Genomic DNA, 13,106 nt, shown 5'->3' on the forward strand with positions numbered 1-13,106 from the left:
AACGACGTTATTCAAAATGTACCGGCCATGGCCGCTCCAGCCTTGTGCGGCGAGGCAGGTGGGGTATGGTAGCGCTAAAATAAAATCCAGGGAGATCGCGTCATGAAATCACTTCTTATCGCCGTTGCGGGCTTTGCCATGATGGCCGCGGCCGGTGCCCATGCGGCCGACAGGTTCGATATCGCCATCACGGTCGACGACCTGCCGGATCACGGCTCGCAGACGCCGGGCCTGCCGCGCATCGATATCGCCCACAACTATATCAACGCGCTCAAGGCGCACCAGGTGCCGCAGGCCTGGGGCTTCGTCAACGCCGTCGGCATCCAGCGAGAGCCCGGCAGCGAAGCGGTGCTGAAGGCCTGGCGCGACGCCGGCTTCCCGCTCGGCAATCACACCTACAGCCATCCGAATGTCAATTCCGGAACCGTGGAAGCGTTCGAGGCCGAGATCGAGGCCGACGAGTCTACGCTGAAGACCTATATGGGCGATAACAACTACCGCTATCTGCGCTTTCCGTTTCTCTCGGCGGGCGATGCCGCGCACCACGACGCAGTCAATGCCTGGCTGAAGGCGCACAACTACCGCATCGCCGACGTGTCGGTCAGCTTCGACGACTGGGCCTATACCGAGACCTATAACCGTTGCCTGGCCAAGAACGACCAGGCCAGCATCGCGATCCTGAAGACGCGCTACCTGGCTGGTGTCGACGCCGGCATCGTCCGCATGAAGTCGCTGTCGCAGGCGGTTTACGGCCGCATGATCCCGCAGGTCCTGCTGACCCATATCGGCGGCTTTGCCTCGATCATGCTTCCGGAAGTTCTGAATCGTCTGGATGCGGCGGGCGCGCACTATGTGACGCTCGAGCAGGCCGAAAGCGATGCGGCCTACGCCGAGACAGACCCCAAGGCGGGCGACGGCGCGATGATGGAGCGCACGGCCTACGAGACCGGCAAGGACATTTCCAAAGTCCCCGCCGGCCCGAACAACGCCGGCATCGACGCGATGTGTAAGTAGGGAAAGCCCGTATACGCCTCCGCCAAGCGGAGGCGTATACGTCGTTTAAGCGTCACCTTTTACGCGATCAATCCCGTCATCGGGACGACACCGGCCGAGTCTGGAAAGACTTTGTCCGCCAGCGCCGATGCTGGCGTGTCGTAAAGCGACGCCATCAGCCCCTTGGCGACGGCGCGCAGGTCCGTCGTCGGCATCAGGTCGCGATTCTGATAGAGCTGGCTGCTCTTCAGCCCCGGCCAGTCGGCGACGACCCGTCCGCCCTTCACGGCACCACCGGTCAGAAACGCCGCCGCGGCCGTGCCGTGGTCGGTACCTTGCGTGCCGTTGACGGCGACGGTGCGGCCGAATTCCGTGACGACCAGCACCGCCGTATCCTGCCATTTCGGTCCCATGGTCTGTTCGAAGGCGCCCAGAGCGCCGTCGAGCCCGCCCAGCAGCGTCTTCAGCCGCGCCGTTTCGGCGGCGTGCGTGTCCCAGCCTTCGAACGACAGGGCGCAAATGCGCGGCCCGTCCTCGGCCGCCAGCAGGCGGGCCGCGCCTTGCGCCATGGCGATCATGGTCTGGGGATCGCCCGGACCGCCGCCCGCGCCCTTGGTCATGCCGCTGTAACCGTTGGCGATCTTGCCGGTGGCGATGGCTTCGGTCAGCACATTGGCCAGCATCGGATCGGACGCCTGGTAGAGGCTGAGCAGGCGCGGCGGCAGGTCGGCATCGACCGGCTTCAGCGAACTGGGCGCCCAGCCGAGGACCGGCGCATTGCCCCGGATGACCAGCGGCGTGACCGCGCCGACGCCCAGTCCGCGCGGATTGACGCGCTGGTCGACGGTGAGGGTCTGCAGGAAGCGGTTGAGCCAGCCCGAGTCGGTATGGCCCGGGGCGGTCATGCCCGATTCCAGCACGTCTTGGCCGTCGAAGTGCGAGCGGTCGCGATAGGGCGAGGCGGCGGCGTGGATCAATATGCCCTGGCCGGCCTTGTACTGCCGCGCGAAGTTGCTGAGCGACGGATGGACGCTGAACATGGAATCGAGCGGGATGGCGTCCGGCAGGGCGAATTGCGCCCGCACGCCGGCATAGTCGGGATCGCCGATGGGCGGCGCGGCGGTCAGGCCGTCGAGCGCGCCGCGCAGGACGATGACCACCAGGCGCGGATCGCGGGCGCCGGCGGCACGCGCCGCCATAGGGACGAAGCCGCCGAAGGCGGCGGTGGCGCCGAAGGCGCCCAGAAGATTGCGGCGGTCGATCATCTCAGCGCCTCATGAATTCGGGGGACAGGAAGACGAGGCCAAGGCCCTGCGCCTGACTTTCGGCGCGGGCGACGGCTTCGCGAGTGTGGTCGTCGAGCAGCGGCCCCAGCCGGCTTTCGGCAAAGGCGCGTGGGTCGACCGAGCGGTCGGCGCTGGTGGTCAGCCCGTTGGCGAAGTCCATGCGGGTGGCCAGCGATTCCGGCGACGCCCAGGCGGCGACCGTGTCGGGGAAGCCGTTGGGCCCGGGCGGTTGCCACCACGGCTGGCCCATGGCGTTGAGCGCATTGGTGATCGACTGGGGCTTGAGCGTCGCGCCGGTGGCGCGCAGGGTCGCGGCGACGTATTCCAGCGGCGAGCGCATCTTCAGCTGTTTGGCCGGCCAGGACTCCGGAGCGTTTATCAGGGCGCGGGAAACTTCGGCCAGGTCGCCGTCGGTCCTGAGGAAGGTTTCGGACAGCGTCTTGACGAGGGCGGGGGGCGGCTCATCCGCGATGAAGTGGCGCGCCAGCTTGGTGGCGATGTGCCTGGCGGTGGCCGGATGGCGGCACAGATCGCGCAGAACGGCCTTGCCCTGGTCCATGCCGCCCTGGCCGTAGGTCTTGCCGACCACGGTCTGGGCGCCCGGCTCATGGGTGCGGTCGGTGAAGATAAAGGTGCCGACCGCGCCCTTGTTGGGGTTCTTGTTGATGCTCCAGCCGGTGATGACCTTGGCGAAGTTCGTCACGTCGGCCTGGGTGTAGCCCGAGCCCACGCCCATGGTGTGCAGTTCCAGGATTTCGCGCGCCAGGTTCTCGTTCAGCCCCTTGCCGCCGGCTCGGGCGCCGGCGGAGTTCGGCCCGATGGACTGGTAGTTGTCGAGATAGATCAGCATGGCGGGGTGGGTCTCGACCGCCAGGACCAGGTCGTAGAACTTGCCGAAGACGTGGGGACGGATGGCTTCGCGCTCATAGGCGCCGGAAATGGCCGCGACCTGCTGGTTCTTCTTCTGCGAGATGGCGAAGTGGTTGGTCCAGAACATGACCATGCGCTCGTTGAAGCCGATCCTGGGCGACTTCATGGTGCCGTTGAAGCGGGCGTCGACCTCGGCGATGACGGCGGGACGGATCGGATTGTCGAGATCCGCGCCGGGCTTCATCATGGGCGCCGGGGCCGGCATGGCGGCCTGGCCCGGCCTGTCGACCGGCGGCGACAGCATGTCCTTGCTGTGCGGGTCGGCGGGGCCGTTCATGCTGCCCATTGTCGGATCGGCCGACGACGGCGGCTTGGCGTTCATGACCGCGCGCTCAGCCTTCTTGTCCTGTTCGTACTTGTAGACGGCGACCAGCAGGTCCGGGGTCGATTTCAGATCGGGGTGATCCGGCACGGGCGCGCCGGCGTCGATCTCGGCTTTCAGATGGTCGCGGACATCGCCCGTGAGGGCGGCGACCCCGTCCGTATTGCTGCCCAATCCAAAGCGCGAAAGGGCCAGCGCGGTATCCAATCCCTGAGGCTGCGGCATTCTGTTATAACCTCTCATTTCCCAGTCGGGAGGTTATACGCGGGATTTGTGCCGAATCCTTCGCTGCGATTTAAAACGCCGCTGAAATAATCTCGCCGTCACCCTGAAACCACGCGCGTTTCATACCCTGGGACTTGAACGGTACGGCTATGCCGCCTTTGGCATTGATCGCGATCAGTCCGCCTTCGCCGCCCATATCGGCGATCTGCTGAAGGACGGCATTGCCGGCGGTTTCGAGCGCTTCACCGGCCGCGTGACGGAAGGAAACCTGCGCGGCGGCATTGACCCGGATGAAATATTCGCCCTGGCCGGTGCACGAGATGGCGGCCGTGCCGTCGGCCCAGGTGCCGGCGCCGATGATCGGCGTATCGCCCACCCGGCCCGGCAGCTTGCCGAAGACGCCCGCGGTCGAAGTGGCCGAGGCCAGCCGGCCTTTCGCATCCAGCACGACACAGCCGACCGTGCCGTGGGCCAGCGTGCCTGGCGGATGGTTGGACTCGAAACGCCCGGCGCGGATGAAGTACGCCTTGGGGTCGGGCAGGGGGGCGAAGCCCTGTTCGGCGGCGAAGCGAGCGGCGCCGTCACCCGCCAGCATGACGTGGGGTGTCTTGTCCATCACGGTGCGGGCGACGAGAATCGGGTTGGGGAAGTCTTTCAACGCGGCCACGGCGCCGGCCGTGCGGGCGTGGCCGTCCATCAGGCTGGCGTCGAGCTCGTAGTCGCCGGCGGCATTGGGCGACGCGCCCCTGCCGGCGACATAGAGGCCGGAGTCTTCCAGCGCCCTTACGACTTCAACCGCGACATCGAGCGCCGAAGCACCGGCCTTGAGGCGCTCACGGGCACTGGCGGCGACGTCGCGCATATGGGCGATTTCGGTGGAATAGTCGCGGCCGGCCTTGGCGCCGGCCCCGCCGTGCAGGGCAAGGGCGATCATGGAATGCTCCGTTTCAATGGAAACCATATGCCGCGATATCAGAAGGCAAGAAAGGGGAAATCTGTGGATCCCCTTTAAAAAAGGCCGGTACACACAAGGTGGCCGGCCTTTTTCCAAATCAGTCCGCGGCGACAGTCACCGGTCCGTTGGGACGGGTTTCCTTGCACAGCCAGATCAACGGGATCAGCAGCAGGACGATGATCGCCGAGATGCGGAAGAAGTCGAGCGCCGCGCCGAGATAGGCCTGGCCCATGACCTGGCGGACCAGTACGCCGGCGCCCTGTTGTGTCGTCAGGCCCAGCGCATGGGCGCCGTTGATGGCCGTGCCCACCGCATTGGAACCGCCCGCCGGACCGCCCATGATTTCGGACAGGCGTGTCTGGTGGTTGGCTTCGAAGTCGTCCCAGATGGTCGTCGCCAGCGAGGCCGCGAAGCTGCCGGCGGTGATCCGCGCGAAGTTCGACAGGCCGGACGCTGCCGGAACCGCCGGGCCGGGCACGCCGTTGAGCGAGATCGATACCATGGCGATGAAGAAGAAGCTCATCGCCACGCCCATGACCGCCATCGGCGCCGCCAGTACGAAGAAGCTGCTATCGGGCGTATAGAGCGAGCGCATGTAGAAGCTCAAGCTAAAGAAGATCATCGACACGGTGGCCAGGATCCGCGCGTCATACTTGTTCAGCATGCGCGCGGCGAACGGCGTCATGATGACGGCGATCACGCCCGACGGCGCGGCGACCAGGCCGGCCCAGGTGGCGATATAGCCCATCTGGGTCTGCAGCCACAGCGGCATCAGCAGGTTGTTGCCGAAGAAGATGGCGTAGCCGATGCACATGACGATGACGCCGAGCGTAAAGTTGCGCGTCTTGAACAACTGCAGGCTGACGATCGGGTTCTTGTCGTACAGCTCCCAGATCACCCAGGCGATAAAGCCGACGATGGCGACGACGGTTTCGACGACGATGGCCGGCGACGAGAACCAGTCGACGTCCTTGCCGGTGTCGAGCATGACCTGCAGCGCGCCGACCCAGACGACCAGCAGGGCAAAGCCCGTCCGGTCGATCGGCCGTGAGAAGGTCGGGGTTTCGCGATCCGACAGCGACCGCCAGGATATAAAGGCACAGATGGCGCCGACCGGCAGGTTGATGAAGAAGATCCACGGCCACGACATGTTGTCCGATATCCAGCCGCCCAGGATGGGGCCGAAGATCGGTGCGACCAGGGTCGTCATCGACCAGATGGCCAGGGCGGTCGAGCGTTTGTTGGGCGGGAAGATCATCATCAGCAGCGCCTGGCTGCCGGGGATCATCGGGCCCGACACGGCGCCTTGCAGCACGCGGAACAGGATCAGCGCGTCGAGGTTCCAGGCGATGCCGCACAGGAAGGAGGCGATGGTGAACAGGATGACCGAGGCGACGAAGACCTTGACGACGCCGTAGCGCCCCATCAGCCAGCCGGTCAGCGGCACCGAGATGCCGTTCGACACGGCGAAGCTGGTGATGACCCAGGTGCCCTGCGACGTCGAGACGCCGAGATTGCCGGCGATGGTCGGGACCGACACGTTGGCGATGGTCGAGTCGAGCACCTGCATGAAGGTGCCGAGCGCCAGCGCGATGGCGGTGATCCACAGCGTGGAGCCCATAAGGGGCGCGGGGCCGGCGGGCACGGCTGCCGCGGGACGGGCGCCGGAGTCTGCGGTGGGAGAGGAAGACGACATGGGCGCCTCTGAAAAGAATATCCGGCTATTTTGGGAAGGCCGTTACACGGGACACTCGTCGCCTCGTCTTGACTTCTCCTCTCCCCACTTGAGGGGAGAGGACGGGAGCGGTACGCGACCGGGTGAGGGGTAACCGTCAGCAGATGCGAGCGCTGAAGGTAAGGTAGACCCCTCATCCGGCCCTCCGGGCCACCGTCTCCCCTCAGGCGGGGAGAAGGGAAGTCAGTTCGAGGCTTTGATGCCTTACGCAACAGCCCAGGCTCTTGAAGAGGGAGGTGAGGGGTCTTGCCGGGAAATAAGACCCCTCATCCGGCCCTGCGGGCCACCGTCTCCGCCGGGGGCGGGAGGAGACGGGAAACGCTTTTACTTAGAGGTGTCGATCTTGGCGGTCATCGACAGGCCGACGCGCAAGGGATGGGCGGCGACCTCCTTCGGGTCGAGGTCGATGCGCACCGGCAGGCGCTGCACGACCTTGATCCAGTTGCCCGAGGCGTTCTGCGCGGGGATCAGCGAGAAGGCGGAACCCGTGCCGCCCGATATCCCGCGGACGGTGCCGTGGTACTTGACCGACTTGCCGTAGAGGTCGGACGTCAGCTCGACCTTCTGGCCCGGATAGACCTGCTTGAGCTGGACTTCCTTGAAGTTGGCGTCGACATAGGCGTGGTCGGTCGGCACGACGGTCATCAAGGGCGTGCCTATGGCGACCTGCTGGCCGACTTCGATGGCTTTCTTTGACACGATGCCGTCGGCCGGGGCCTTGACCACCGTGCGCGACAGGGCCAGTTCGGCGGCATCGAGGCGCGCCTTGGCGGCCAGGACTTCCGGGTTCTGGTCGGGCGAGACGCCGGCGAACAGGGTGGAGTTGTTCTGGCGCTGGCCGCCGGCCGCGGTCACGGCGGCGCGGGCGGCGTCACGGCTGGCAACGGCATTGCTCATCGCGGCCTGGGCCTTGGCGAAGGCGTCCTGGGCGTCGGTCAGCTCTTCCTGCGAGACGGCGCCCGAGGTCGCCAGCTTCTGGCGGCGGGCAAGGTTGGTTTTCGCGGTGTCGAGATCGGCCTGGGCGGACGCGATCTGGGCATCGGCGCGTTCGACATCGGCCTGGCGGGCGCCAAGCGCACCGGCCAGCGCCGCGTCGTTGGCGACATAGCCCTGGACGTGACGTTCGGCCAGGGCGAGCGCGGCCTGGGCCTGCTCGACGGCGATCCTGGCGTCGGCGTCGTCGATCGTGGCCAGGACCTGCCCGGCCTTGACGTGCTGGGTTTCCAGCGCGCTGACCGAGGCGATCGGGCCGGCGACCAGGGCGTTGACCTGGGCGACATCGGTGCCGACATAGGCGTTGTCGGTCTCGACATAGTGCGAGGCGTAAAGGGCGTAATAGGCGCCCCAGCCGATGACGCCGATGACGACGGCGGCGCCGACATAGGTCAGGAGCTGCTTGCGCTTGGCGTTGTTGTTCTGGGCGGGGCGGGTATCGACCGCGGCGCGGTCGGCAGTCGGAGCGGCAGTGTCGGGCATGGTCTAATCTCGTTCGGTCAAATTATGTTCGGAGCTTAAGCGGCAGTCATTCACGCGGCAGACATTCACGCGGCAGACTGGCCACCCAGCGCCTTGATGAGGGCGATGTCGAGGGTGAGGGCGCGGCTCTTCAGGTCGGCGACGACGCGACGCTGCTGGATCAGGCTCTGTTCGGAGACGAGAAGCGCGGTGTAGGTCGTAAGCCCGCCATCATAGCGCAGCTTGGTTAAGCGATAGGCCTCTTCATAGGCGTCGAGCGCCTTTTGCGAGGCCGTCAGGCGGGTTTGCAGCGCGCGCTGGCTCGACAGGTTGTCGGCCACCTGCTGCATGGCGGTCAGAACGTCCTCGTTATAGCTGGCGATGGCCAGCGCGTGCTCGGCCTCGGCCGACTTGAGGTTGGCGTTCAGGCGCCCGCCGTCGAAGATCGGCAGCGACAGGGCCGGACCGACCCCGCCGATGTCGGAGCCCGACTTGAACAGGTTGCTGACGTGCAGGGCCTGCACGCCGGTGAAGGCCGCTAGGTTGATATTGGGATAGAAGGCGGCGTGCGCGGCCTTGATGTCGGCCGAGGCCGCTTCGGCGCGCCAGCGCGCGGCGATGACGTCGGGGCGGCTGCCGATCAGGTCGAGATTGACCTGGGCGGGCATGCCGGCAAAGGCCTGCGCATCGGGCTTGAGCACCGGGCGCGTCAGGGCTTCGGCGCGGTCGGGCGAAGCGCCGGCCAGGGCTGCGATGGCGTGCTTGGTGATTTCGATCTGTTCGTCGAGTGCGGCCAGGTCGGCCTGGGCGGCGTAGACGCCGGCGGCGGCCTGGTCGTATTCGGCCTGGTTCGAAACGCCGCTGTCGAACTTCTGCTTGACCAGGTTGGCGCTGTCCTGGCGGATGCCGACGGCGCGGTCGGCCAGGTCACGCGACTGATAGAGGCGGTCGAGTTCGACATAGGCGCTGGCGATGGCGGATGTCAGGACCAGCTTGGCCTGGGCGGCGTCGGCCGTGGCGGCGCGGGCGCTGTTGGTCGCCGCGGTGATGGCCGCGCGGTTCTTGCCCCAGAAGTCGAGGTCCCAGTCGAAATTGAAGGTCACCTGGCCTTCGTCGGCATAGCCGTCCGGCAGGAAGGCCTTGGGGAACAGGTAGTTGTACGACTGCTTGAACTCATCGGCCTTGGCGTTGAACGACAGCGACGGCAGGACCGAGGCCTTGGCCGATCCGGTGATGGCCTCGGCATTGTTCAGGCGGGCTTCTGCCATGGCCAGGGTCGGCGAATTCGAGAAGGCTTCGCGCATCAGGCCCGACAGTTGCGGGTCGCCGAAAGCCTGCCACCAGTTCTGCGACACGGCTTCGGCGATCGGATTGTCGGTCTTGGCCGAGCTGTTTTCCTTGGCGAAGGGCGCCGTGTGCGGCACGGTCGTGCAGGCGCTTAAAAAGAGAACCGAAGCCATGGCGGTGGCGCCCAGGGTCCAAAAATTCCGAGGGTGGTGGCGGGGGGAGGAGGCTTGCTTTGTCATCGGCTTATCTTGCGGCCTATATCTTGAATAACCGTACGGTATGGTCATCTATTGGCTGGACATATAGTCGGAACTCCGCTATCTGTCAATATGACCATACAGTACGGTTCAGGAAAATTTTTGCGATGCAAAAGAGTAGCGTAGCGTCCGTAGAGGCGCCCAATGCCAATGAAACCAACGAAGAAACGACGCGCAAGGGGCGCGGCGACCGCCGTGAACTGATTCTCGACGTGGCCTCGGAAGTCTTCCTGAAGGAAGGCTACGCGGCGGCGTCCATGTCCGAAATCGCCGCCCGTCTCGGCGGCTCGAAGGGCACGCTTTATAACTACTTCAAGAGCAAGGAAGAGCTGTTCGGCGCCTATGTGCTGCGCAATTGCGAGATGCACCGCAGCCAGGTCGGCGAGCTGCTGAAGGTGGACGGCGACGCGCGCACGGTGCTGACCGCCTATGCGCGCCGCTATCTCGAAATCTTCACCTCGGAAAAGACGCTGCAGAACTGGCGCGTGATCTCGGCCGAAAGCGCCAAGTCGCCGGAAATCGGCCGCGCCTTCTACGAAAGCGGACCCTTGCAGGGCGTCAAGCTGCTGGCCGGCTTCCTCGACAAGGCGGTCGGACGCGGCGAGCTGAAGATCGGCGACACGGTCCAGGCCGCTCATCAGCTGATTTCGCTGATTCATGGCCGCATGATCAAGGCGCGGCTGCTCAACTATATCCCGGTGCCGTCGGCGGAAGAGATAGAGGTCGAGGTCCAGTCGGCCATCTTCGTCTTCCTGTCGGCCTACGGCGTCTAGGCGTGAAGCGGCTTTACGCCATCATTGCCGTTATTTCCGCGATCGCCGTTGCGGTGATCGCGCTGGCCGTCATGACCTTCGGGACGGCGGTGGCAGGCGAACGTCCGCAGGGCCGCATGCAGACCTGCACGGCGCAATGGCGTGAAAGCGGCGCCGATCGTTCGGGGTATAAGGCGTTTATCCGGCAATGCCTGAACGCCACGCCGGCGGCTCGGCCTGTTGCTAAGACCAGCGCGCATCCCGGCAACCGCATGAAGATCTGCGGCGCGAAATGGCGGCAGGCCAAGGCGTCCAATGCGACTCACGGCCAGACCTGGCGGCAGTTTTCGACGGCCTGTCTTAAGGGCGCCTAGTCCTGCTGCTCGCGCAGTGACTTCACCAGGTTGAACACCATGGTCTTGGCTGTCTCGTCGTGGCCTTCCTGAGCGAGATTGTACAGGGTCTGCATGACCTCGCCGGCGATCGGCGCGACGTGGCTCTGGTTCCCCACTTCGAAAATCCCCGGCAATACGGGCTTTCTGACTTCGTTGTCGTCCACCAGGGTCTCGGTGACCTTTTCGCCCTCGCGCAGGCCGGTGAAGGTGATCTTGATGTCCTTGTCCGGGCGCAGGCCGTAGAGGGTGATCATGCGCTTCGCCAGGTCGTGGATGCGCACGGGCGTGCCCATCTCGAGAATATACAGCCCCGAATGGGTTTCCGGCGTGCGTGCATTGTTCATCGCCGCGGTCAGCACCAGCTGGACCGCCTCGAAGATGGTCATGAAATAGCGTTCGGCGTCGCGGTCGGTCAGCGTGATCGGGCCGCCCTTGCCGATCTGCGACTTGAACAAAGGCACCACAGAACCCGTCGAGCCCAGCACATTGCCGAATCGGACGACGCAGGCCTGGTGCGTATCGGAAATCTGCGTGCGGATCAGATGTTCGGCCAGCCGCTTGGTGGCCCCCATCAGCGACGACGGCGCCACGGCCTTGTCCGACGAGATCAGCACCAGGTGCTTGACGCCGGCGGCCTTGGCGGCATCGATTACATATTGCGTGCCCAGAACATTGGTCAGCACGGCCTCGCACGGGTTCGACTCGACCATCGGCACGTGCTTGAGGGCGGCGGCGTGGAAGATGACGTCCGGCCGGGCCTCGGCCACTACGGCGGCCAGGCGTTCGCGGCGCCGGATCGAGCACAGGATGGGGTGCGCGCAGCGGTCGGGGAATTCCTCGCGGATGGCCCGGTCGATCTCATACAGCGCCAGTTCGGAGTGATCGACCAGGGTGACATGGCCGGCGCCCAGGGCCAGGGCCTGCTTGCAGATTTCGGAACCGATCGAACCGCCGGCGCCGGTCACCAGGATGCGCTTGCCCGTGTAGAAGGCGCGCAGGGCCTCGGTGTCGAGCTGCACCTGCTCGCGCTGCAACAGCGCGCTCACGGATTGCGCGTCACTGGGATCCGGCAGGATAAGCTGAGGCGCTTTGCCGAAGGAAACCAACCGGTACAAAGAACGGAGCAGTCGGTAGTTGGACAGACTCATGAAAAACCCGGCGAATTCGGCAAGCGGCACGTATTGAGCCGATAGCCAGGATTTTCGCAAGAGCTTTGGCGGTTTTACGGATAAATTTTTGCCCTCAAAACGTGAACCTGCGTTATATGACCGTCAACAGGAGCGACCGGTGGTAGACGTTTTGTTTTTTGGGAAGATGGCGGACATCGTGGGCGCGCGTACCCGGCGGATCGATGCCGGCGGCATGTATCTTTTTACCGTGCGCGACGATGTCTTCAAGAGCGCCCTGAAAGACGGCCGCGTGACGCTTTCCGATATCCGCATGAGCATCAATCGCCGGCAGGTCACAGCGGATGTGGCGCTGAGCGACGGCGACGAAGTGGCCTTCTTTTCCATATTTTCGGGAGGCTGACATGGCGGCCGTCGATATCCGGCTTCTCGAAGACGCGCTCGATCTGGCGGCAGCCAGTGCCGAATTCACCGCGACGCATGGCACCGTGGGCGCCGTGGCCACCTTTGCCGGCATGGTGCGAAGCGAAGCCGGCGCGGTGGATCACCTTTACCTCGACTGGTATCCCGGCATGACCGAGGCCTCGTTCGCGGAGATCGCGGACGCGGCGGTGGCGCGGTTCGATATCTCGGCCATCGCTGTCCATCACCGCTGTGGCCGGGTCGAGGCCGGGCAGGCCATCGTCTTCGTCGCGGCCGCCAGCCGGCACCGCCGCGCGGCGCTCAACGCGGTCGACTACGCCATGGACCGGCTGAAATCCGAGGCGGCCCTGTGGAAGCGCGAGGGCGGACCGGGCGGCGAACGCTGGGTCGAGCCGCGGGCGGAAGACAAGAAGGACCTTGAAAGGTGGACCGATGAGTGAGCTTTCGCATCTCGACGACCAGGGCCGGGCGCGCATGGTCGACGTATCGGACAAGCCGGTGACGGCGCGCACGGCAACGGCCGGGGGGCGGCTGATCTGCGCGGTGGAAACGGTGGCGCTGGTGCGCGAGGGCCGCACGCCCAAGGGAGCGGTGATCTCGACGGCGGAACTGGCCGGCATCATGGCCGCCAAGCAGACCTCGACCCTTATTCCGCTTTGCCATCCGCTGGCCCTGACCAAGGTCGCGGTGGCGATCGCCATCGACGACGCGCTGCCGGGCTTTGTCATTTCCGCTGAAGTGCGGACGTCCGGCCAGACCGGCGTCGAGATGGAAGCGCTGACGGCGGTCAGCGTGGCGGCGTTGACGCTCTATGACATGCTGAAGGCCGTCGACAAGGCGATGCGCATCGAAGGCATCGCTGTGACGTCGAAGTCCGGCGGCAAGGGCGATTGGGGCGGCGCATAAAGGAACGGCAGGGGCCGGAGGCGCCTGTGGTCAAATCCTTCGGCCCTAAAAGAACCGC

At 65.4% G+C, this 13,106-nt stretch carries 13 protein-coding genes; 6 read left to right on the top strand and 7 right to left on the bottom strand.

The features are described from left to right. Positions 1-102: 102 nt before the first annotated feature. Positions 103-1,014, top strand: a complete 912-nt coding sequence (locus AB8717_RS05500) for a polysaccharide deacetylase family protein (protein WP_443750029.1) — start codon at positions 103-105, stop codon at positions 1,012-1,014. A 59-nt stretch (positions 1,015-1,073) separates the two neighbouring features. Here the strand turns inward: AB8717_RS05500 and AB8717_RS05505 are convergent, their stop codons facing one another. From AB8717_RS05505 to AB8717_RS05530, 6 genes are all read right to left on the bottom strand, one after another. Beyond that, positions 1,074-2,258: a DUF1501 domain-containing protein gene (locus tag AB8717_RS05505; protein WP_443750030.1), complete on the bottom strand. Its 1,185-nt coding sequence runs from the start codon at positions 2,256-2,258 to the stop codon at positions 1,074-1,076. Between the two features lies 1 nt (position 2,259). Next, a complete protein-coding gene (locus tag AB8717_RS05510) occupies positions 2,260-3,756 on the bottom strand; it encodes a DUF1800 domain-containing protein (protein WP_443750031.1) in 1,497 nt (498 codons plus the stop codon). Positions 3,757-3,826: 70 nt separating this feature from the next. Then, positions 3,827-4,690: an isoaspartyl peptidase/L-asparaginase family protein gene (locus tag AB8717_RS05515; protein ID WP_443750032.1), complete on the bottom strand. Its 864-nt coding sequence runs from the start codon at positions 4,688-4,690 to the stop codon at positions 3,827-3,829. Between the two features lie 118 nt (positions 4,691-4,808). Beyond that, on the bottom strand, positions 4,809-6,407 hold the full coding sequence (locus tag AB8717_RS05520; RefSeq protein WP_443750033.1) for a DHA2 family efflux MFS transporter permease subunit: 1,599 nt from the start codon (positions 6,405-6,407) through the stop codon (positions 4,809-4,811). A 363-nt stretch (positions 6,408-6,770) separates the two neighbouring features. Then, positions 6,771-7,922 carry an HlyD family efflux transporter periplasmic adaptor subunit gene (locus AB8717_RS05525; protein WP_443750034.1) on the bottom strand — a complete coding sequence of 384 codons (1,152 nt, stop codon included), beginning with the start codon at positions 7,920-7,922 and terminating at the stop codon, positions 6,771-6,773. 65 nt (positions 7,923-7,987) lie between these two features. Continuing rightward, positions 7,988-9,361: an efflux transporter outer membrane subunit gene (locus AB8717_RS05530; RefSeq protein WP_443750035.1), complete on the bottom strand. Its 1,374-nt coding sequence runs from the start codon at positions 9,359-9,361 to the stop codon at positions 7,988-7,990. 191 nt (positions 9,362-9,552) lie between these two features. On the opposite strand from AB8717_RS05530, the gene AB8717_RS05535 reads away from it, so the two are divergent. Beyond that, the gene (locus tag AB8717_RS05535) at positions 9,553-10,218 is read left to right on the top strand and encodes a TetR/AcrR family transcriptional regulator (RefSeq protein WP_443750036.1); all 666 of its coding nucleotides are present in this window, start codon (positions 9,553-9,555) and stop codon (positions 10,216-10,218) included. Between the two features lie 2 nt (positions 10,219-10,220). Next, positions 10,221-10,571: a hypothetical protein gene (locus tag AB8717_RS05540; protein ID WP_443750037.1), complete on the top strand. Its 351-nt coding sequence runs from the start codon at positions 10,221-10,223 to the stop codon at positions 10,569-10,571. On the opposite strand, the gene AB8717_RS05545 is transcribed toward AB8717_RS05540, so the two are convergent. Then, positions 10,568-11,638 carry an SDR family NAD(P)-dependent oxidoreductase gene (locus tag AB8717_RS05545; RefSeq protein ID WP_443750038.1) on the bottom strand — a complete coding sequence of 357 codons (1,071 nt, stop codon included), beginning with the start codon at positions 11,636-11,638 and terminating at the stop codon, positions 10,568-10,570. The genes AB8717_RS05540 and AB8717_RS05545 overlap by 4 nt on opposite strands. Before the next feature lie 190 nt (positions 11,639-11,828). Here AB8717_RS05545 and AB8717_RS05550 point away from each other — a divergent pair, with 190 nt between their 5' ends. Genes AB8717_RS05550 through moaC form a run of 3 tightly spaced genes read left to right on the top strand, consistent with a single transcriptional unit; the run spans position 11,829 to position 13,048 of the window. Then, entirely contained in the window at positions 11,829-12,122 is a 294-nt protein-coding gene (locus tag AB8717_RS05550; protein WP_443750039.1) for a MoaD/ThiS family protein, read from the top strand. Between the two features lies 1 nt (position 12,123). Continuing rightward, positions 12,124-12,582, top strand: coding sequence for a molybdenum cofactor biosynthesis protein MoaE (locus tag AB8717_RS05555; protein ID WP_443750040.1), 459 nt, complete (start codon positions 12,124-12,126; stop codon positions 12,580-12,582). After that, positions 12,575-13,048, top strand: a complete 474-nt coding sequence (moaC, locus tag AB8717_RS05560) for a cyclic pyranopterin monophosphate synthase MoaC (RefSeq protein WP_443750041.1) — start codon at positions 12,575-12,577, stop codon at positions 13,046-13,048. The genes AB8717_RS05555 and moaC overlap by 8 nt, the downstream gene beginning before the upstream one ends. The last annotated feature ends 58 nt before the right edge of the window (positions 13,049-13,106 follow it).

Origin of the sequence: Asticcacaulis solisilvae (genome assembly GCF_052327315.1) — a bacterium.
GTDB lineage: Bacteria > Pseudomonadota > Alphaproteobacteria > Caulobacterales > Caulobacteraceae > Asticcacaulis > Asticcacaulis solisilvae_B.

What these genes read in the sequence shown, in the direction of transcription:
- AB8717_RS05515 (WP_443750032.1), bottom strand. Translation starts at nt 4,690, where the DNA reads ATGATCGCCCTTGCCCTGCACGGCGGGGCCGGCGCCAAGGCCGGCCGC.
- moaC (WP_443750041.1), top strand. Translation starts at nt 12,575, where the DNA reads ATGAGTGAGCTTTCGCATCTCGACGACCAGGGCCGGGCGCGCATGGTC.
- AB8717_RS05535 (WP_443750036.1), top strand. Translation starts at nt 9,553, where the DNA reads ATGCAAAAGAGTAGCGTAGCGTCCGTAGAGGCGCCCAATGCCAATGAA.
- AB8717_RS05510 (WP_443750031.1), bottom strand. Translation starts at nt 3,756, where the DNA reads ATGCCGCAGCCTCAGGGATTGGATACCGCGCTGGCCCTTTCGCGCTTT.
- AB8717_RS05520 (WP_443750033.1), bottom strand. Translation starts at nt 6,407, where the DNA reads ATGTCGTCTTCCTCTCCCACCGCAGACTCCGGCGCCCGTCCCGCGGCA.
- AB8717_RS05530 (WP_443750035.1), bottom strand. Translation starts at nt 9,361, where the DNA reads ATGGCTTCGGTTCTCTTTTTAAGCGCCTGCACGACCGTGCCGCACACG.
- AB8717_RS05525 (WP_443750034.1), bottom strand. Translation starts at nt 7,922, where the DNA reads ATGCCCGACACTGCCGCTCCGACTGCCGACCGCGCCGCGGTCGATACC.
- AB8717_RS05505 (WP_443750030.1), bottom strand. Translation starts at nt 2,258, where the DNA reads ATGATCGACCGCCGCAATCTTCTGGGCGCCTTCGGCGCCACCGCCGCC.
- AB8717_RS05555 (WP_443750040.1), top strand. Translation starts at nt 12,124, where the DNA reads ATGGCGGCCGTCGATATCCGGCTTCTCGAAGACGCGCTCGATCTGGCG.
- AB8717_RS05500 (WP_443750029.1), top strand. Translation starts at nt 103, where the DNA reads ATGAAATCACTTCTTATCGCCGTTGCGGGCTTTGCCATGATGGCCGCG.